Origin of the sequence: Burkholderia sp. BCC0398 (assembly GCF_902833245.1) — a bacterium.
GTDB lineage: Bacteria > Pseudomonadota > Gammaproteobacteria > Burkholderiales > Burkholderiaceae > Burkholderia > Burkholderia sola.
On the sequence record NZ_CADFEM010000011.1, the window covers coordinates 267,210 to 285,289 of the forward strand.

An 18,080-nucleotide genomic window follows, 5' to 3' on the forward strand; every position below is an offset into this window, starting at 1 on the left:
CGCGATGACCACGACCCGACCCCTGCTCGACGTGCAGGGCCTGACGCGCCGCTTCGACGGCGTGACCGCGCTCGACGGCGCGAGCCTGACGCTCGCCGACGGCGAACTGCTGAGCGTGATCGGCCCGAACGGCGCGGGCAAGTCGACGCTGTTCAACCTGATCGCGGGCGCCGACCGGCCCGATGCCGGCCGCGTGACGTTCGACGGCCGCGACATCACGGGCACGGCGCCCGAGCGGCTCGCGGCGCTCGGCATCGCGCGCACGTTCCAGCACGGCCGCGTGTTCGGCAACCTGAGCGTGCTCGACAACGTGCTGATCGGCGCGCATGCGCGGCTGCGCGCGGCGCGGCCGGGCTGGCCCGCGCTCGGCGCGGCGGCCGAGGTGTGGCGTGCGCTCGTGCGGCCCGCGGCGGTGCGGCGCGAGGAAGCCGCGCTGCGCGAGGAGGCGCGCGCGATCGTCGCCGGCTTCGGCGAACGGCTCACGCCGCGCATCGATCATCCGGCGCACAGCCTGTCGTATGCGAACCGGCGGCGTGTGGAGATCGGCCGCGCGCTTGCGCTGCATCCGCGCCTGCTGCTGCTCGACGAGCCGACGGCCGGGATGAACGAGACGGAAACGGCCGAGATGCTGCAACTGATCCAGTCGCTGAAGGCGCGCGGGCTGACGATCCTGCTGATCGAGCACAAGCTCGAACTCGTGATGCGCGTGTCCGATCGCGTGATGGTGCTCGACAACGGCGTGAAGATCGCCGAAGGCGCGCCGCGCGACGTGCGGCACGACCCGCGCGTGATCGAGGCTTATCTCGGCCGCCGCCATGCGGGCGGTGCGCCGGCCGAGCGCGCCGCGCAGGCGGCCGCATGAGCTTGCAATCTTCCGGACCCGATACGACCATGACCGACGCGCTGCTGAAACTCGAACACCTCGACACGTTCTACGGGCCCGTGCAGGTGCATTTCGACGTGAATTTCGAAGTCGGCCGCGGGCAGATCGTCAGCCTGCTCGGCGGCAACGCGAGCGGCAAGTCGACGACGATGAAGCTGATCCTCGGGCTGATGCGTCCGCGTCGCGGCGTCGTGCGTTTCGACGGCGACGACGTGACCGCGCTCGCGACGCCGCAGCGCGTGCGGCGCGGGATCGCGGCCGTGCCGGAAGCGCGGCGGCTGTTCGGCGACATGAGCGTGCGCGAGAACCTGCTGATGGGCGCTTACACGCGCGGCGATCGTGCGGCGGTGGCCGACGACTACGCGCGTGTGCTCGATTTGTTTCCGCGGGTGCGCGAACGGCTCGCTCAGCGCGCGGGCACGCTGTCGGGCGGCGAGCAGCAGATGCTCGCGATGGCGCGTGCGCTGATGGCGCGGCCGAAACTGATCTGCATGGACGAGCCGACGATGGGGCTGTCGCCGCTGTACGTCGACAAGGTGCTGGAGCTGATCGACGCGATCAACAAGCAAGGCGTGACGGTGTTCATGGTCGAGCAGAACGCGAGCCTCGCGCTGGAGATCGCGCATTACGGGTATGTGCTGCAGACGGGGCGCGTCGTGCTCGAAGGGCCCGCGAAAACGCTGCTCGACGATGAGCGCGTGCGCGATGCGTATCTCGGTGGGGAGGCGGTGGCGGCGTAGGCGGCGCAAGCAGGCGCTGCCAGGCGCCGCGAAATGTGGAGTAGATTGGCGTTCTGTCGCGATCGACACCACGGAGAGCACCGCGCCATGTTGACCTATTCCATCCAGAAAGTCGGCTACGATTTCAACCAGCTCGATCAGCAGGGCGCGACCGACTACGCGTCGTTCGTTCATGCGTTCGATGCGTTCCCTTGGGCTGCTCAGCACGTCGAATGGAACGAGACGCAGGACGGCCCGCTGCCGGCGCTCGTGCTGCAGCATGCCGACGATCAGCGCGAGCTGTGGGTGACCGCGTTGACGGATGCGCATTCGGACGGCTTCCAGTTGAATGCGGTGTCCATGCGGATGAAGAAGGGGCTCTTCGGCATCGGCAAGGGCAAGCTGGAGCAGCACGTCGACACGATCGACGTGAGAAAGCGCGTCGATGTCGATGCGTTGTGCAGGCTGTTCTGCGAGCGCCAGTATGACGAGCTGGACCAATTGGTTGCGCGACACGCGCAGCGCAACGCCGACGACGCGGATCGGGACAGCGACGACTGAACGCGTGTCGCCCGGTGGCGTTCGATCGAACGTGCGTGCGCCGGATTCGCGGTTGCCTAATCGTCGCTCGCGGCGTGCGTCGCCGCCGCGCGCGGAAACGTCAGCACCACCGCGAACCCGCCCGCATCGGGAAACGCAAACCGCACGCGCCCGCCGTGCGCCTTCATCACTTCCTGCACGATCGCGAGCCCGAGGCCGGACCCGGTACGCCGCTCGCTGCCGTCCGGCGCGATTCGCACGAACGGCTGCAACGCCGCGTCCCAGTGCTCGCGCGGTATCCCGCGCCCGTTGTCGGTGACGGTCAGCGTCACCGTGCCCTCTGCATTGCCGGCGGTCGCGACCGACACGACGATGTCGTCCGCGTGGCCGTGCAGCAGCGCGTTGTGCAGCACGTTCGACAGCGCTTCCTGAAGACTGATCGCATCGCCGTCGATCCATGCGTGCGGCGCGTCGCTCGCGAACGCAACGGCCACGTCGCGTTCGCCGGCGAGCGGAATCGTGCGGCCCAGGACCTCTTTCGCGAGCGTGACGAGTTCGACCGGTTGCAGTGGCACGGCCTCGGTGCGATGAATCACCATCGCATGATTGAGCAACTGGCCGGTGAGCCGGCCGACGTCCGAAGAAGTCGCACGCAACGCATCGAGCCGCGCCGCGTGACGCGCGGGATCCGATTCGCCGTCGAGCAGCTCGATCTGCGCGTCGAGCCGCGCGAGCGGCGTGCGCATCTGGTGCGCGGCGTCGGCGATGAAGCGCTGCATCGCGTTGATCCGCTCGGCAAGGCGGTGCATCAGGCCATTGATCGACCCGATGATCGCGTCGATCTCGCTCGGCGTATCGACGGCCACCGGCCGCAGGTCGGCCGGGTCGCGCGCGGCGATGATCGTGCCGATCTGCGCGAGCGGGCGCAGGCCACGCCGGATCGCGAGGCCGCTCGCGCCGATCGCGAGTACGCTCATCAGCAGGATCAGCGTCCATACCTTGATGCTCATGTCGTTCGTCAGCTGCTGGCGCGCGTTGGTTGTCTGCGCAACCGTCACGAGCGCCCAGCCCGGCGTGCTTTCCTCGGGCATGAAGCGCGCGATCGTCGCGGTGCGCACCCGATGCCCCTGGTAGACGGCGTTCGCGAACGCGGGGCCCTGCTTCGCGGCGGCGAGCGTCGCGGGGCTCGCGAGATCGTGGTACCCAGCCACGACCACGCCGCGCGAATCGACCACCTTGTAGTAGACGAGGTCGTAGCGCGACAGCGTCGACAGCGCGGCCACCGGCGGATTCAGCGCGAGCACGCCGCCTTGCACGTAGAGGTTTTCGGCGACCTGGATCGATGCGCCGGCGAGCAATTGGTCGTACGCGCGTTCGGCCGCGACGCCCGCGTAGTAGCGCGCGATCGCCGCGAGCGCGAGCGCGCCGGTCGCGACGACGAGCGCGATGAACAGCAGCGTGCGCCCGAACAGCGTCTTCGGGAACCAGTCAATGCGCGGCAATCTGATACCCCATCCCGCGTGCGGTGCGGATCTCGACCGAGCTGCCCTGCAGCTTCTTGCGCACGCGCGTCACGTATTGCTCGACCGCGTTCGCGGTCGGCTCGTTGCCGAAGCTGAACAACTGGTTCAGCAGTTCTTCCTTCGAGAAGATGCGTTGCGGGCGACTCGCGAGGATTTCGAGCAGCGCGAATTCCTGGCGCGACAGCGACAGCGGCTGGCCGTCGAGTTCCGCGAGACGGCTGCTGCGGTCGATCACGAGGCCGCCGAGCGTCAGCACGTCGTTCGCATGGCCGCTGTTGCGGCGCAGGAGCGCCTGCACGCGTGCGTCGAGTTCGCGGTAGTCGAACGGCTTCACGAGGTAGTCGTCGGCGCCGAGGCCGAGGCCGCTCACGCGGTCGTCGATCGCCGAGCGCGCGGTGACGAGCAGCACGGGCGTCGTGCTGCCCGTCGCGCGCAGGTTGCGCAGTACCGTGAAGCCGTCCATGCCGGGCAGGTTCGCATCGAGCACGACGAGATCGAAGCGCTCGACGCGCAGCAGCCCGTTCGCGGTCGCGCCGTCGGTTTCGAGATCGACGGCGTGGCCGAGCCGGGCCAGACGGCTGCGGATCGCCGCGCCGATTTCGGCATCGTCCTCCACGACGAGAATGCGCATGGTGCCGTTTGAAGGTAGGTGGGTTAGGGGTTTTCCCGGGGCCGGGATGTCAGCATTTTCTCAGACTCGGCCGATAACCTGTGTCGAGCCGGAAGCAGGATGCAAGGACGGCATTAATACCAGAAATATTCATGGAGACGGCAACATGCAGCATGTCACGGGCACGACGAACGCGCGCCGCGGCGCCACGCCGGCCTGCGCGTGGCCGCAGGCCGTCCGCTGCACGGCGGCGCGCGCATGACGACGTCGCCGCGCCGCCGCGCGTTGATCGCAGCCGGCCTCGGCGTGCTGGGCGTGCTCGGGGCGCCGGCGCGGGTGCGCGCGAAGCCGCGCACCGTGCGGATCTCGAAAGGCTATGGCGTGCTGTACCTGCCGCTGCTCGTGATGGAGAAGCAGCGGCTGTTCGAGCGGCATGCGGCGCGCCGCGGCGTGCGCGACGTCGCGGTCGAATGGGTGCTGCTCGACGGCGGCAATTCCGTCAACGACGCGATGATGGCCGGCACGCTCGATTTCGCGGCCGCCGGCGCGCCGGGTTTCATCGAGCTGTGGGCGCGGGCGCGCGGCATTCCGAACGTCGAGGTGATCGGCGTCAGCGGGCTGTCGACCACGTCGCTGTCGCTGAACGCGAACCGCGCGGGCCTCGTGTCGCTGCGCGACTTCACGCCGTCCGACCGGATCGCGGTGCCGGGCATCCGCACGTCGCTGTCGGCGGTCGTGCTGCAGATGGTCGCGAGCCGGCAGCTCGGCCCGACGCATTTCGCGCAACTCGATTCGATCACCGTGAACCTGCCGCATCCGCAGGCGATGCAGGCGCTGGTCCGCCGCGAGAACGGCGTGACCGCGCACTTCACGTCGCCGCCGTTCTCGACGCTCGAATTGCGGCAGCCGGGCATCCATCGCGTGGTGAATTCGGTCGACGTGCTCGGCCCGCTGACGCTCGACGTCGTGTTCGCGCCGAAGCGGCTCGTCGATGCGGAGCCGGCGCTCGCCGCCGCGTTTCTGGGCGCGCTCGACGAGGCGAATCGAATGATCGCGCAGGACCCGCGCGCGGCGGCCGCGCTCTATGCGTCGTCGTCGGGCGTCGGCGTGTCGCACGACGACGTGATGCGGATGCTCGCCGCGCCCGACACGCGCTTCTCGGTGTTGCCGAACCAGCTGATGGACTACGTCGAATTCCTGTACCTCGCCGGCACGATCAAGGCGAAGCCGCGCGCGTGGCACGAGATGTTCGCGCCGATGCTCGACGACTACCGGGCGGGTTGAGCCACGCGGGCCGCGATCCGAGTCCGTTTATCGAACCACGTGACGCCCGCGCGTTCATCAAGCGCGGCGCCGATTCAACCGACAAGCAACCGATATGCAATCGATTCACCCAAGGAGCCTGAAGTGAACGCTACCGACACCCTGGACCCCGCGTCCGCCGAAGAACAGCGCATCATGTCGAAGATGGCGCGGCGCCTGCTGCCCATCCTCGTCGTGATGTTCCTGATCGCGTTCATCGACCGGCAGAACGTCGGTTTCGCGAAACTGCAGATGGTGCACAGCCTCGGGATGACGGAAGCCGCGTTCGGGCTCGCGTCGTCGCTGTTCTTCATCGGCTACCTGCTGTTCGAGGTGCCGAGCACCCTTGCGCTGCATCGTTACGGCGCGCGCGTGTGGCTCGCGCGGATCATGCTGACGTGGGGGCTCATCACGGTGCTGATGGGCTTCACGACGTCGATGCCCGCGTTCTGCTCGCTGCGCTTCCTGCTCGGCATCGCCGAGGCCGGCTTCTATCCGGGCGTGATCTATTACCTGACGCTGTGGTTTCCGCAGAGCTACCGCGCGAAGGTGCTCGGCATCTTCACGCTCGGCAGCGCGCTCGCGAACATGCTCGGCTCGCTGGTCGGCGGCGTGCTGCTGAGCCTGAACGGCGTGTGGGGGCTCGCGGGCTGGCAGTGGGTGTTCGTCGCGACGGGCATTCCGGCCGTGGTCGTCGCGATCGTCGTGTTTCGCGTGCTGCCCGCGTCGTTCCGAGAAGCGCCGTTCCTCGACGCGCGCGAGAAGCAGATCGTCGCGGCCGCGCTGGAGCGCGAGAAGCCGGCGCAGGCCGAGCACGGTCAGCCGTGGAAGGCGCTGCTCGATCCGCGCGTGATGCTGTTCGCGGCGACCTACATGCTGATGTCGACGTCGCTGTACGGCGTCACGTACTGGCTGCCGACGCTCGTGAAATCGTTCGGCGTGTCGAGCACCACGAATGGCTTCCTGAGCATGCTGCCGTGGGCGCTCGCGGTGGTGCTGCTGGTGTGGCTGCCGGCGAAGCTGCGTCGCGCGAAGAGCATCCTCCGCACGATCGCGATCGTCGCGGCGCTCGGCGCGCTCGGCTTCCTGCTGAGCCTCGTGCTGCCGTCGACGCCGCTGCGCTTCATCGCGCTCGTGCTGGGCGGCGCGTGCATCCCGCTGCTGTATCCGTGCTTCTGGTCGATGCCGCCGCGTTACTTCACCGGCGCGCGGGCGGCCGCGAGCGTCGCGGCGATCAACTCGATCGGCAACCTCGGCGGCTTCTTCAGCCAGAACCTGATGCCGTTCGCGGGCAAGGTGACGGGCACCGCGTTCGGGCCGATGATCGTGCCGATCGTGTGCCTCGCGTTGCTCGGCGTCGGTGCGCTGGTCGCGTGGACGCGCTCGGAGCGGGGGATGGTCGCGGCGCGGGCGTGATGGCGTGCGGCGCTATCGCAGCGTCGGCCGGTTTTCGATGATCCTGAAACAGGACGACGCATGCCGGTTCGACGGCAAGTACTCGAGCGCATGCTGAAAGCGGCGCGCTCGACGAAGGCAGTCGACCAAGCCATCGTTGTCCGGCGTCTCCCGCCGCCCGTCTAGCCCCGCGAAACCCCGTGCCCGCCATGCGCGAGCGCCACGGGCGCCGGCACCCGCGGAATCTCGACCTCGACCGTCGTGCCTTCGCCGAGCGTCGTCGCGATCCGCAGCGTGCCGCCGACCAGATACGCACGCTCGCGCAACCCCACCAGCCCGAACGAAGCCGACTTGCGCGGCACCGCGGGATCGAAGCCCGCGCCGTCGTCGCGTATCGTCAGCGCGATCGCTTCGCTGCCGCACACGAGCTCGACGTCCGCGTGCGACGCGGCCGCGTGCCGGGCGACGTTCGCGAGCGCTTCCTGCGCGATGCGGAACACGGCCGTCGCATACGGTTCGTCGAGTTGCAGTTCGGGCGGCTCGACGTGCAGCGAACAGGCGATCCCATGGCGGTGCCGGAAATCCTCCACGAGCCATTGCATCGCCGCCGCGAAGCCGAGATCGTCCAGCATCAGCGGGCGCAGGTCCGACGCGATGCGGCGCGTCGCGGCCACCGCGCCGCGCGCGAGCGCATGCATCGCCGCGATCTTGCGTGCGAGCGATGCGTCGTCCTGCGGCACGCGGTCGATCAGCCATTCGAGATCGTTCTTCAGCGCCGCGAGCGACTGCGCGAGTTCATCGTGCAGTTCGCGCGCGATGCGGCGCTGCTCGGCTTCGCGCGCGCTGGCGCTGATCGCGGCGATCTCGCGCAGCTCCTCGCGCGACGCCTGCAACGCCCGCTCCGCGCGCACGCGCTCCTCGACTTCGCGTCGCAGGTCGCGGTTCGACGCGCTCAGCTGCGCGGTGCGCGCGGCGACGCGTTGTTCGAGCCGTTCGTTCGCGTCGTTCAGCTGCGCGCTTTTCTGCACGACGAGCAGATGCTGGAAGCGTGCGCCGGCCAGCGCGCGCACCGTCTGCGCGTGCAGCCGGCCGTTCTCGAACAGCATCGCGAACAGCACGACACCCGACGCGACGAGGCCGTACGCGCGCCCGGCGTAGAAGCCGAGATCGAAGCGCCCGTGGTTCAGCATCGACGACAGCGCGATGTCGAACAGCCACGCGACGAGCACCGTCATCACCCACAGGTCGAGCACCGAATGGCGGCGCCGCTGCCGCCACATCAGCATCAGCGCGACGAGATTCAACCCCCAGACGACCGTGATCGCTTTCGTCATCGTCGCGGTCATCCGGTTGCCGCTCATGATGCGCGGCAGCAGGTCGTGGCCGGCGGTCGCGAGCAGCGCGAGCGCGACCGTCGCGCCGATCGCGGCGGCGATGCAGAGGCCGACCGGAATCGCCGCGCGGCGCTGCGGGGCCGGGCTCGGGGCCGGATGCCCGCGCGACGTCGCGCGCAGCAGCGCGTACGCGGCGACCGAGAGCGGAAAGCCGCCATGCCAGAACAGGTATAGCCATGCGGTGGTCTGTTCGCCGGCGCCGAGCAGGCCGGTCCGCGCGAACAGCCCGGGGAAGGTCAGCATGTGCGTGCCGGCCATGAACGCCGTGAACAGGTAGCCGCCCGCCAGCACGAGCAGCGGCTTCTCGCGCAGGATCGCGTACTGACCGAGCAGCAGGCCGGCCGTCACCATGTCGTTGACGACGATCGCCGACTGGTAAACGGGAATGAACGCCCAGCCGGGCGCGAGCGGCATCGCCGCGAACGGCGCGAGCGCGGCGAAGATCACGGCCGACACGAGTACCGTCGCGAGCGCGAGCCGCCTTTCGCGCCGGCCCGGCGGCAGCGACGACATGAACAGGCGCGACGTGTCCGGATCGTCGTTGTCCGACGACGGCGACGGCGGCGACGGCGGTGCGGGCGGGAAGCGGAAGGCGGCCATCATGCGTCGTCGGCCCCGAGGTCGAGATCGTGGCGCACCGTGTAGCGGACCAGTGCGGCTTCGTGCGGCAGCCCCATCTTCTCGAGGATCCGCGTCTTGTACGTGCTGACCGTCTTCGCGCTCAGTGCGAGTTCGGACGCGATCCGCGTGACGGTCTGACCGGCGACGATGCGGCGCATCACGTCGAACTCGCGCGCGGACAGTCGCTCGTGCGGCAGCGCCTGAGCCGGTGCGCGCAGCGTGTGCGCGAGGCTTTCCGCCGCGGACGGGCTCACGTAGACGCCGCCCGCCGCCACCTTGCCGACGGCCTCGACGAGTTCGGCGGTCGCACTGTCCTTCGTCAGGTAGCCGGTGGCGCCGGCCTTGAACGCGCGCGCCGCGTACTGCGCTTCCGCGTGCATCGTCAACACCAGCGTGCGCAGCGACGGCGCCTGGCGCTTGACCAGCCGGATCAGCTCGATGCCGGTCGGCGCGGGCATCGACAGGTCGAGCAGCAGCACGTCGGCGGCCATGCGTTCGGCCAGCGCGAGCGTGCCCGAGCCGTCGCTTGCCTCGCCGACGATCTCGAAACCGCCGGCCATCTCCAGAATGTGACGCAGTCCGTCCCGCATGACTGCGTGATCGTCAGCCAGAATTACCCTGATCATCTTCCAGCGGTCCTCTTCGGGATGACGCCGCGCGTTGCCGTCGTGGCTGTCCGGTTGTCGCCGCGGCCGTTCTTCTGACCAATATATGCCCCCGAACCCGAAAACGGTACTCGTTCGAGAAATTTTCAAGGGGGTTGATCGCGGAATGCGCACTGCGACGAAATAATTTACCGGCAAGCGTATCGTGCGCAGCGCACGCGAATCAGGGTATTCCCGGATGATCGTTGTACCGGACGCGGGCCGGCGCGGCATCGACGGCTCGCCCCGCGAACCGCTCCGATTCGGGACTAAACTGGTGCCCGATGCCATCTGCGCGAACCGAGGAGTCCTGCAATGATCGAGCTGGCCGATATCCTGCCGTCCGCCCTGCCTGCCGCCGTTGCCTGGGCCGAAGCGGAGGCAGCGCGCGGACTCGCGCAGGGCGCGCCGCTGACCCTCGGGCAGGCCGACGACGCGCGCACGGTGGGTGTCGCGCAGCCGGAGCGGATTCGCGTGATGACGGTCGAGCGCATGCCGTTTCCGGACACGCCGACGCTTGCCGCGATCGCCCGCGACACGGGGCTGCTGTCGCCCGGGACGATCGGCCTCACGCTCGGTCATGCGGTGTACGTGCTGCGCGGGCAGGACACGCGCCGGCTGCTGACTCACGAGTTCCGTCACGTGCACCAATACGAGGCCGCCGGCTCGATCGGCGCGTTTCTTGCGCGCTACCTGCACGAGATCGCGACGGTCGGCTACCACGACGCACCGCTCGAGGCCGACGCGCGGCAACACGAGTTCGATTGACCCACCCCCTAGCCTCCGACGCCGGCGCGAGCGTGCGCATGTCGCGATGAACGTATCCAATGCCCCTCCCGGCCCGCTGTTCGCGCATCGGGCCGCACCGTTCGGGAGTGTGCGATGAGCGACACGATCCATGCGTGGATCGGCGCGATCGGCGCGCATCCGCTTCTCGTGCTGGCGGTCGTGTTCGTGGCCGCGTGCGCCGAGGCGATCGCGCTGATCGGCACGGTCGTGCCGGCGGGCGCCGTGATGTTCGCGGCCGGCGCGCTGATCGGCGCGGGTGCGCTCGACGCATGGGCGACGATCGGCGTCGCGGCCGTCGGCGCGGTGATCGGCGACGGGATCAGCTACGAACTCGGCCGACGTTACCGCGGGATGATCCGCACTGCGTGGGCGCGCTTCGGCTCGGCGAACGCGTACGCACGCGGCGAGGAATTCGTGCTGCGTCACGGCATGAAGAGCATCGTGCTCGCGCGCTTTCTCGCGCCGGTGCGTGCGGTCGTACCGGTCGTCGTCGGTTGCGCGACGCTGCCGCGCCGGTTGTTCTATCCGGTCAACGTGATCTCGGCGCTCGTGTGGGCGCCCGTGCACGTCGCGCCCGGCATCCTGTTCGGCGCGTCGGCCGCGCTGGCCGCGGCGATCAGTGTGCGGGTCGCCGCGATCCTGCTGGTCGTGGCCGCGCTGGTCGCGCTCGTGTGGATCGGCGTGCGCGTCGCGCTGCGGCGCGGCTGGCCGTTGTTGTGTCGTGCGCTCGCCGAAGCCGTGCATGCATGCGTGCGCCGCTGGCCGCGGTTCGGCGCGCGGCTGCACGACGGGATCGCGTACCTGCGCGGGCTGCCGGGCGCGGTGCCCGTGCTCGCGCTGTTGTTCGTCGGCTGCGTGTGGCTGTTCGCGGGGATCGTGCAGGACGTCGTCGCGAACGATCCGCTGATGCACGCGGACATCGCGCTGTACGCGTTCTTGCAGCACCTGCGCACGCCGCCCGCCGACGCCGCGATGAGCGCGCTCGCCGTGCTGCACGGACACGACACGGGGCTGATCGTCGCGGCCGCGTTTCTCGTCTGGCTGATGATCCACCGCTGCTGGCTGACGGCCGCATGGTGGCTCGCGACGATCGGCGTCGCCGTCGTGCTCGTGCCGGTGTTCGGCGCGGGCGCGCCCGGCGCGACGCCTGCGAGCCTGCCGCCCGGCGCGCTGCACGTGCCGCTGCCGGACGGCGACGCCGCGTTCGCGATCCTCGCGAGCAGCGGCCTTGGCTGGGTGCTGGCGCGCGACCGGCCCGCGCGGTGGCGCATTCCGGTCGTGACGGCGGTCGTGCTGTGGATCGTGCTCGGCGGCTTCGCGCGGCTGTACGTCGGCGATACCTGGTTGTCGGGCTTGCTGGGCGGATGGAGCCTCGGGCTCGCCTGGTTCGCATTGCTCGCCGGCGCCTATGCGTACTGGCGCGTGCGCGAGCACGTGCAGCCGCGCGGCGCGCTCGTCGCGGTCGTCGTCGTGCTCGCGACGGCCGGCGTATGGACGGTGCCCGCGCAGTGGCAGCTCGATCGCGCGGCGCGTCCGCATGTCGGCGACGTGGTCGCGATGACCGTCGACCAGTGGCTGCGCGGCGGGTGGCAGCGCGTGCCGGCGCGGCGCACCGAGATCGGCGGCGACCGCGAGGAATATCTGCCGCTGCAATGGAGCGCGACGTCGGACACGCTCGACCGCCATCTCGCGCAGGCCGGCTGGCAGCGCGCGACGCCGTGGTCGCCGGCCACCGCGCTGCGTTGGCTATTGCCGCAGGCGCCCGCCGATACGCTGCCCGTGCTGCCGCGTTATACGCACGGCGAGAGCACGCGACGCGTGTTCGTCCGCGTCGATCCCGCCCACCCGGAAAGCCGCTTCGTGCTGCGGCTGTGGCGTTATCCGTACGTGTTGCAGGATGCGCTCGGCATGCGGCCGCTGTGGTATGGCGCGTTGTATCGCGAAACGCTGCGCCGGCCGGCGCGGCTGATGACGATCGTGCACACGACGACGATCGACGATGCGGCGACGATCGCACACGCGTTGGCGGTCGAGCCGACGATCGCGCATCCGCCGGCGGGGATGACGGCCTCGCCGGATCAGATGCTGCTGGTGTGGATGGTTCAGCCGTGACGGGGCAGGTGTGACGTGCGCCCTTACGCGTGCGACGGCTGCGCGGGAACGACGGACAGGCGCAGGCCGACGGTCTTGAGCACCGCGAGCAGGGTTTTCAGCGTCGGGTTGCCGTTCGGAGACAGCGTGCGATACAGCGATTCGCGGCTGATGCCGGCTTCGGCCGCGACGGCGCCGAGCCCGCCGTACGCTTCCGCGACCGTGCGCAGCGCGAGCAGACCGGCCGCGCGGTTGTCGGGATCGTCGAGCGATTCCATCGCGACGCGCAGATAGGCGACCGCGAGCTCGCGGTCGGCGCCGAGTTCGGCGACTTCCGCATCGTGGTGCGATACCGCGCCTTTGAGCTTGTTCATGTTTGCCTCCGTTTCCAGTTCGACCCGTGTTCCTTGGCGCGCCTGATGTCGTCGGATTGACTCGCATTGTCGCCGCCGGACAGCAGCAGCACCACGGCGCCGCCGTGCCGGCCGAAGTACACGCGATAGCCGGCGCCGACATGGACGCGCAGTTCGATCACGCCTTCGCCGACCGGCTCGCAATCGCCGAAGTTGCCGGTCTGCACGCGGCGCAGCCGCTCGCGGATTCGCGCCTGCGCGGGCTTGTCACGGACGGCGTTCAGCCATTCGGTGAACGGCTCGCGACCGTCGTCGCGTTGATAGCGAAGAAGTTCGAACTTGGAGAGCATTGTAACTTATAAGCTACAAAAAGGTAAATGGAGCGGGGCGGTTCACATCGCAATGGCTGGGCGGCCGATGAGCATGCGGCGTCTTCATCGTTCGGGATTCGAGGGCGTGGAGCGGGCTTCCCGGACGACGATCATTTTTTCATCCGGGATGGCGCGTGACGATTCGGCCAAATGGCCGCTACGGATGGTGCGACGGGACGCGCGTATCGCAGCGCAGCGCGGCGATAACGGCGACCGTCGATGAATCGCGGTACGATCGCTCGTTCGCCCGTCTGGCCTGCCGACATCACCTCACGAGAGACCCCGCATGATCACGATTCGCCCGATGACCGACGACGATTTCGCGCGCTTCTGGCCGACTTACCGCGCGATCGTCGCTGCTCAGGAAACCTATGCATTCGATCCCGAGCCGACCCAGGAAGCGGCGCGCGCACAGTGGCTCGACGCGCCGCTTTGCACGTGGATCGCCGAAGAGGACGGCGTGGTGCTCGGCTCGTATTTCCTGAAGGCGAACGCGGCCGGGCCCGGCAAGCACGTGAGCAACTGCGGCTACATGGTGAGCGAGGCCGCGCGCGGACGCGGCGTCGCGCGCCTGATGTGCGAACACTCGCAGCAGATGGCGCGCGAGCGCGGTTTCCTCGCGATGCAGTTCAATTCGGTGGTCGCGACGAACGCGGTCGCGGTCGCGCTGTGGCAGAAGCTGGGATTCGAGATCGTCGGCCGGGTGCCGCGCGCATACCGTCACGCGCGGCTCGGCTTCGTCGACTGCTTCGTGATGTTCAAGTGGCTCGGCGACGCGGCGGCCGCCGAAGCCTGAGCAACCCGCCGCCGCGTCAGACGGCGAACGCGCCGTCGAACACGATCCGTTCGTCGAGCGCGAGCGTGCCGCGCGCGAAGATCAGGTCGAGATGGTGGCTGCCGTTTTCGCCGCCGCCGAGCCCGAGATGCAGGCCCGGATGGCGTTCCTCGAACCCCGCGTTGCGGCCGTACAGGCCGCGAATGCCGAGGTTCGTGCCGATGCCGAATTCCTCGATCCGCCGATGATTCGCGTGCCGGTCGAGATAGGTCGTGAAATCGCGCCGGAAGCCCGCATCGTCGGTGTCGAAATCGACGATCGTGCTGTGCTCGACATGCAGCGTCGCGAGCCGCTCGGCCACCTTGTACTTGATCGCGAACGGCACGGTGCCGAGAAACGTGCCGCTGAACACGACGGTGCCGTTCAGGTCCGTCACGTGCGTCGCGATCTCGCCGGGCACGACGTCGAGGTTGCCCATGCCGTCCACGCTCGTCCATTTCTGGTCCGGCGCGAGCGAGCCCGTCAGCGTGTTGCCGGCTTCGTCGATGAAGCGGATCTGCGACGCGCGTGCGGCGGCCTCGATCAGCCGGCCGTTGCGCGCGGCGATGTCGTCGAGCGATTCGGCGAACGCCTCGTCGAGGTGCGGGCCGTAATCCTTGAATAAAACCGATTTGCCCCAGTGTTCGACGATCGCGGGGCGGATCGCGGCGAGAAATGGCGGCCCGCTCGGCGACGGCGTCGGCAGGCACGACGAGTCGTACAGCAGCACGAACAGGTCGGCGTCGTCGAGTGCGGCGGCGATATCGGCGGGCGCGGTGCTTTCGAGGCAGAGGGTGGTCGCGTCGAGCGAATCGGGCAGGGCGGAAAAGGCGCGCAACGCGGTGTCGCGGTTGCGGGTGTCATAGCCGACCAGCAGTTTTCCCGATTCGCCGCGTGCCAGCTTGTCGCGCAGCGCCGGGTGAAAACCGAGCGCGCGGTGCAGGTTCAGCATGCGTATCTCCGGAAGCGGCGGAAGGGCCGAGGCCCTTCCGCGAGAACGGGTGGCCCGCTCAGACCGGCCAGAGCGCGGTGCCGAACGGCACCACGGCGTCCTCGACCATCATGTCGACGGCCTCGGGGTGCGTGTCTTCCTGCATCCAGTCAAGCAATTCGATCTGCTGGGTTTCCTGCATGTCAATTCTCCTGTGGTGAACATGAGTGATTCAACATGAAAGCGCGGCAAAAACATGGCCGCTCCTCGTTCGGAATTTTGTGAATGCCGGGCGAGTGGCGTCGATATTAGTCTGACGAATTTACGAATGCAATGCGTCGCATTGTTTTTAGCTGAGGTGCGCTAAACACTGGCGTTTTCGATTCACATATTGGAAAAATGGATAAAACGAGCGACAGATCGCGCATCTTTTTTTAGTGAATTCAAATCCAGAACGCCGAATTGAATTCGGTAATTTTTAATTTGAGTTCAATTGAAATGATTGCTGCACTTTATGTCGTTAAAGAAAGCCGCATGCGAACGTCATCCGAGCAGCGCCTTTCCGATCGCCTTCGTCGGTTCCGAGCGCAGCACCAGCGAAGTCGTGACCGCGCCGAAGCGGGCAATCGCGTCGATCAGGGTTTCGTGCTGGCCCGGCGTCGGCACCAGCACCTTCAGCAGAAAGCAGTCCTCGCCGGTCATGCGGTGGACTTCGATGACATGCGGCATCTCGGCAAACGTGCGCAGCGCCGGTTTGATGTGCTCGTGAGTCGTTTTGAGCCGGATGATCGCCATCATGCCCAACCCCAGCGCCGCCGGATCGATCCGCGCGCCGTAGCCGGCGATGATCCCGCGTTCTTCCAGCCGCTTCACGCGCTCCGACGTGGCGGGCTGCGACAGCCCGATGCGCCTGCCGACTTCCGACAGCGGCGTCCGCGCGTTGTCCTGCAGCGCTTCGAGGATCGCAAGATCCAGGCGATCCAGTGCTTCTTCCGGCATGACGGTCCTCCGGTACCGTTGATTCATCGGCATTTTGTCCCAATAACCGATGACTTGCCATTCCATGCCGACTGATGCGTGGTCACACTCTGGGCTTTCGTCGATGGAGGGAGTGATGGATCGAGCGATCGTGATCGTGCCGGGTATCGGCAATTCGGGACCGGATCATTGGCAGAGCCACTGGGAGGCGGCGTTGCCCGGCGCCGCGCGCATCGCGCCGGCTTCATGGGACGCGCCCGACCTGGCCGACTGGACGGCGGCGCTGGACGAGGCCGTCGCGAACGCCGGGGTGCCTCCGCTCGTGGTGTGTCATTCGCTGGGTTGTCTGTTGTTCGCGCATTGGCATGCCGTGTCGGCTCGGGCGGTGCGCGGCGCGTTTCTCGTGGCCGTGCCCGACCCGGCAGGGCCGCGCTTTCCCGTTGCCGCCGCCGCGTTCGCGAACCTGCCGAACAGTGGGTTCGGGCGCGTGCCTGTGCTGGCGATCGCGAGCGAGGACGATCCGTACGATCCGTCGGGGCGCGCGCTCGAATGGGCAACGGAACAGGGTGCGACGCCGCTTCTGCTCGGCGCGCGCGGCCATCTGAACGCGGCGTCCGGGCTGGCTGGATGGCCCGAAGGGCGCGCGTTGCTGGCGGCGTTTGCGGCCGGACTCGGGCGATAGCGCGTGCCCGCGCCGGCTGGTTTCCCGCGGTGTTCGGCCGTCGTGTCGGGGAGCGGGAACCGGGCGCGGCGGCCGTCGCGGTTGTTCCGCTGCCGCGCGTGCCGATTTCGTGGCGGCTCCAGTATGATCGACCGACGGCGGCGCAAGCCCCGGAATCGAACAACGAAGGAGACACCCCGATGCGTGCAGTGCCGCAACCGGAGCGTGACGGTCGCTCGCGGCCGGACGCCGGCGCGACCGATCCCGGCCGCATGGCCGCGTGGCGGCTCGCGATCTGCCTGTCGCTCGGCAGCGCGATCGCGCTCGGCCTCGCACGCTTTTCGTATGCGTTGCTGCTGTCGCCGATGAAGGCCGATCTCGGCTGGACGTTCGCGCAGGCCGGCGCGCTGAATACGGCGAACGCGGCCGGCTACCTGATCGGCGCGCTTGCATTCCCGCTGCTGTCGCGGCGCTGGCGCGCGGGCACGCTGCTCGCGGCCGGCTGCGCGCTGACCGCCGTGCTGATGGCCGCGGGCGGGCTCACGCCGGACATGCACGCGTTGCTCGCGCAGCGGCTGGCGACGGGTGTCGGCAGCGCGTTGATCTTCATCAGCGGCGGCGTACTGGCCGCGCGGCTCGCCTCCGCGTCGCCGCGCGATGCGGGGCTGCTGCTCGGCCTTTACTACGGCGGCACCGGATGGGGCATCGTCGCGTCGTCGCTGCTCGTGCCGGCCACGCTCGTGTCACGCGTGCACGGCTGGCAGCCCGCGTGGTTCGCACTCGCGACGGCGTGCGTGCTGTTCTCGGCAGTCGCCGTGTCGGCCGCGCGCCGCATCGAGCATGCCCATGCGGCACCGGCCACGCGGGCCGACGGTGCGAAACCGGCGGCTGCCGCGAGCCCGGCCCGCTTCGCACTCGCGCTGGCCGGCTACGCGCTGTTCGGCGTCGGCTATATCGGCTACATGACGTTCATCGTCGCGTTGCTGCGCGGCGCGGGGATGAGCGGCTCGGTCGTCGCCGCGTTCTACGTGATGCTCGGCGTCGCGACCGTCGTGTCGGCGCGGCTATGGTCGGGGCTGCTCGACCGGATGCGCGGCGGCCAGGCGCTCGCGGTGCTCAACGCGCTGCTCGGCGTCGCGACGCTGATGCCCGCGCTGTTCGTGCATCCGGCCGCCGCATTCGCATCGGGCTTGCTGTTCGGCGCGACGTTCCTGTCGGCGGTCGCGTCGACGACGGCCTTCGTGCGGCACAACCTGCCGCCCGACGGCTGGGCGAAGGGGATCAGCGCCTTCACGACGGTCTTCGCATTCGGGCAGATCGCGGGGCCGGTCGCGATCGGCTGGGTGTCGGACAGCGCGGGGCTCGCGCGCGGGCTCGTGTATTCGGCGCTCACGCTGTTCGCGGGCGCGGCATTCGCGGCCGGGCAGCGCGCGCTGCGCAGCACGTCCGCGTAGCCAAGCA

Annotated in this window: 19 protein-coding genes; 10 read left to right on the plus strand and 9 right to left on the minus strand. The window is 68.9% G+C overall.

The window, feature by feature from the left end:
• Positions 1–4 precede the first annotated feature (4 nt).
• From HWX76_RS24400 to HWX76_RS24410, 3 genes are all read left to right on the plus strand, one after another.
• A complete protein-coding gene (locus tag HWX76_RS24400) occupies positions 5–862 on the plus strand; it encodes an ABC transporter ATP-binding protein (protein WP_176016475.1) in 858 nt (285 codons plus the stop codon).
• Complete coding sequence (locus tag HWX76_RS24405; RefSeq protein ID WP_050014377.1) at positions 859–1,623, plus strand: ABC transporter ATP-binding protein; 765 nt, start codon at positions 859–861, stop codon at positions 1,621–1,623. The genes HWX76_RS24400 and HWX76_RS24405 overlap by 4 nt, the downstream gene beginning before the upstream one ends.
• A gap of 87 nt (positions 1,624–1,710) precedes the next feature.
• Entirely contained in the window at positions 1,711–2,163 is a 453-nt protein-coding gene (locus HWX76_RS24410) for a hypothetical protein (protein WP_050014379.1), read from the plus strand.
• 56 nt (positions 2,164–2,219) lie between these two features.
• Here the strand turns inward: HWX76_RS24410 and HWX76_RS24415 are convergent, their stop codons facing one another.
• Both HWX76_RS24415 and HWX76_RS24420 read right to left on the minus strand, forming a co-directional pair.
• Positions 2,220–3,644 (minus strand): sensor histidine kinase, encoded by a 1,425-nt coding sequence (locus HWX76_RS24415; RefSeq protein ID WP_050014381.1) that lies wholly within the window; start codon positions 3,642–3,644, stop codon positions 2,220–2,222.
• On the minus strand, positions 3,631–4,296 hold the full coding sequence (locus HWX76_RS24420; RefSeq protein WP_050014383.1) for a response regulator transcription factor: 666 nt from the start codon (positions 4,294–4,296) through the stop codon (positions 3,631–3,633). Before HWX76_RS24420 ends, HWX76_RS24415 begins: the two co-directional genes overlap by 14 nt.
• Positions 4,297–4,533: 237 nt before the next feature.
• Here HWX76_RS24420 and HWX76_RS24425 point away from each other — a divergent pair, with 237 nt between their 5' ends.
• Together HWX76_RS24425 and HWX76_RS24430 are read left to right on the plus strand one after the other, a co-directional pair.
• Positions 4,534–5,559: an ABC transporter substrate-binding protein gene (locus HWX76_RS24425; RefSeq protein WP_050014511.1), complete on the plus strand. Its 1,026-nt coding sequence runs from the start codon at positions 4,534–4,536 to the stop codon at positions 5,557–5,559.
• A 123-nt stretch (positions 5,560–5,682) separates the two neighbouring features.
• On the plus strand, positions 5,683–6,993 hold the full coding sequence (locus HWX76_RS24430; RefSeq protein ID WP_050014384.1) for an MFS transporter: 1,311 nt from the start codon (positions 5,683–5,685) through the stop codon (positions 6,991–6,993).
• Between the two features lie 161 nt (positions 6,994–7,154).
• Here the strand turns inward: HWX76_RS24430 and HWX76_RS24435 are convergent, their stop codons facing one another.
• Positions 7,155–8,969 (minus strand): sensor histidine kinase, encoded by a 1,815-nt coding sequence (locus HWX76_RS24435; protein ID WP_176016476.1) that lies wholly within the window; start codon positions 8,967–8,969, stop codon positions 7,155–7,157.
• Positions 8,966–9,613, minus strand: a complete 648-nt coding sequence (locus tag HWX76_RS24440; protein ID WP_050014388.1) for a response regulator transcription factor — start codon at positions 9,611–9,613, stop codon at positions 8,966–8,968. Before HWX76_RS24440 ends, HWX76_RS24435 begins: the two co-directional genes overlap by 4 nt.
• A gap of 333 nt (positions 9,614–9,946) precedes the next feature.
• Here HWX76_RS24440 and HWX76_RS24445 point away from each other — a divergent pair, with 333 nt between their 5' ends.
• Both HWX76_RS24445 and HWX76_RS24450 read left to right on the plus strand, forming a co-directional pair.
• Positions 9,947–10,399, plus strand: coding sequence for a hypothetical protein (locus HWX76_RS24445; RefSeq protein ID WP_124630851.1), 453 nt, complete (start codon positions 9,947–9,949; stop codon positions 10,397–10,399).
• 114 nt (positions 10,400–10,513) lie between these two features.
• Positions 10,514–12,532, plus strand: a complete 2,019-nt coding sequence (locus HWX76_RS24450) for an LssY C-terminal domain-containing protein (protein WP_176016477.1) — start codon at positions 10,514–10,516, stop codon at positions 12,530–12,532.
• Between the two features lie 23 nt (positions 12,533–12,555).
• Here HWX76_RS24450 and HWX76_RS24455 read toward each other — a convergent pair whose 3' ends face one another.
• Both HWX76_RS24455 and HWX76_RS24460 read right to left on the minus strand, forming a co-directional pair.
• The gene (locus HWX76_RS24455; RefSeq protein WP_006479699.1) at positions 12,556–12,885 is read right to left on the minus strand and encodes a transcriptional regulator; all 330 of its coding nucleotides are present in this window, start codon (positions 12,883–12,885) and stop codon (positions 12,556–12,558) included.
• The gene (locus HWX76_RS24460; RefSeq protein ID WP_050014394.1) at positions 12,882–13,214 is read right to left on the minus strand and encodes a type II toxin-antitoxin system RelE/ParE family toxin; all 333 of its coding nucleotides are present in this window, start codon (positions 13,212–13,214) and stop codon (positions 12,882–12,884) included. The genes HWX76_RS24455 and HWX76_RS24460 overlap by 4 nt, the downstream gene beginning before the upstream one ends.
• 307 nt (positions 13,215–13,521) lie before the next feature.
• Between HWX76_RS24460 and HWX76_RS24465 the strand changes: the two genes are divergently transcribed.
• Positions 13,522–14,031: a GNAT family N-acetyltransferase gene (locus HWX76_RS24465; protein ID WP_050014396.1), complete on the plus strand. Its 510-nt coding sequence runs from the start codon at positions 13,522–13,524 to the stop codon at positions 14,029–14,031.
• 16 nt (positions 14,032–14,047) lie between these two features.
• Here HWX76_RS24465 and HWX76_RS24470 read toward each other — a convergent pair whose 3' ends face one another.
• From HWX76_RS24470 to HWX76_RS24475, 3 genes are all read right to left on the minus strand, one after another.
• Positions 14,048–15,001, minus strand: coding sequence for a leucyl aminopeptidase (locus HWX76_RS24470; protein WP_050014398.1), 954 nt, complete (start codon positions 14,999–15,001; stop codon positions 14,048–14,050).
• Between the two features lie 58 nt (positions 15,002–15,059).
• Positions 15,060–15,182: a hypothetical protein gene (locus HWX76_RS36955; protein ID WP_006479692.1), complete on the minus strand. Its 123-nt coding sequence runs from the start codon at positions 15,180–15,182 to the stop codon at positions 15,060–15,062.
• Positions 15,183–15,523: 341 nt separating this feature from the next.
• On the minus strand, positions 15,524–15,979 hold the full coding sequence (locus HWX76_RS24475; protein ID WP_176016478.1) for an Lrp/AsnC family transcriptional regulator: 456 nt from the start codon (positions 15,977–15,979) through the stop codon (positions 15,524–15,526).
• 115 nt (positions 15,980–16,094) lie between these two features.
• Here HWX76_RS24475 and HWX76_RS24480 point away from each other — a divergent pair, with 115 nt between their 5' ends.
• Positions 16,095–16,640, plus strand: a complete 546-nt coding sequence (locus HWX76_RS24480; protein ID WP_050014401.1) for an alpha/beta hydrolase — start codon at positions 16,095–16,097, stop codon at positions 16,638–16,640.
• A 179-nt stretch (positions 16,641–16,819) separates the two neighbouring features.
• Positions 16,820–18,073, plus strand: coding sequence for a YbfB/YjiJ family MFS transporter (locus tag HWX76_RS24485; protein WP_050014403.1), 1,254 nt, complete (start codon positions 16,820–16,822; stop codon positions 18,071–18,073).
• Positions 18,074–18,080: the final 7 nt, after the last annotated feature.

Coding starts and splice junctions, on each gene's coding strand:
- HWX76_RS24400 (WP_176016475.1), top strand. CDS start 5: ATGACCACGACCCGACCCCTGCTCGACGTGCAGGGCCTGACGCGCCGC.
- HWX76_RS24405 (WP_050014377.1), top strand. CDS start 859: ATGAGCTTGCAATCTTCCGGACCCGATACGACCATGACCGACGCGCTG.
- HWX76_RS24410 (WP_050014379.1), top strand. CDS start 1,711: ATGTTGACCTATTCCATCCAGAAAGTCGGCTACGATTTCAACCAGCTC.
- HWX76_RS24420 (WP_050014383.1), bottom strand. CDS start 4,296: ATGCGCATTCTCGTCGTGGAGGACGATGCCGAAATCGGCGCGGCGATC.
- HWX76_RS24425 (WP_050014511.1), top strand. CDS start 4,534: ATGACGACGTCGCCGCGCCGCCGCGCGTTGATCGCAGCCGGCCTCGGC.
- HWX76_RS24435 (WP_176016476.1), bottom strand. CDS start 8,969: ATGATGGCCGCCTTCCGCTTCCCGCCCGCACCGCCGTCGCCGCCGTCG.
- HWX76_RS24440 (WP_050014388.1), bottom strand. CDS start 9,613: ATGATCAGGGTAATTCTGGCTGACGATCACGCAGTCATGCGGGACGGA.
- HWX76_RS24445 (WP_124630851.1), top strand. CDS start 9,947: ATGATCGAGCTGGCCGATATCCTGCCGTCCGCCCTGCCTGCCGCCGTT.
- HWX76_RS24450 (WP_176016477.1), top strand. CDS start 10,514: ATGAGCGACACGATCCATGCGTGGATCGGCGCGATCGGCGCGCATCCG.
- HWX76_RS24455 (WP_006479699.1), bottom strand. CDS start 12,885: ATGAACAAGCTCAAAGGCGCGGTATCGCACCACGATGCGGAAGTCGCC.
- HWX76_RS24460 (WP_050014394.1), bottom strand. CDS start 13,214: ATGCTCTCCAAGTTCGAACTTCTTCGCTATCAACGCGACGACGGTCGC.
- HWX76_RS24465 (WP_050014396.1), top strand. CDS start 13,522: ATGATCACGATTCGCCCGATGACCGACGACGATTTCGCGCGCTTCTGG.
- HWX76_RS24470 (WP_050014398.1), bottom strand. CDS start 15,001: ATGCTGAACCTGCACCGCGCGCTCGGTTTTCACCCGGCGCTGCGCGAC.
- HWX76_RS36955 (WP_006479692.1), bottom strand. CDS start 15,182: ATGCAGGAAACCCAGCAGATCGAATTGCTTGACTGGATGCAGGAAGAC.
- HWX76_RS24475 (WP_176016478.1), bottom strand. CDS start 15,979: ATGCCGGAAGAAGCACTGGATCGCCTGGATCTTGCGATCCTCGAAGCG.
- HWX76_RS24480 (WP_050014401.1), top strand. CDS start 16,095: ATGGATCGAGCGATCGTGATCGTGCCGGGTATCGGCAATTCGGGACCG.
- HWX76_RS24485 (WP_050014403.1), top strand. CDS start 16,820: ATGCGTGCAGTGCCGCAACCGGAGCGTGACGGTCGCTCGCGGCCGGAC.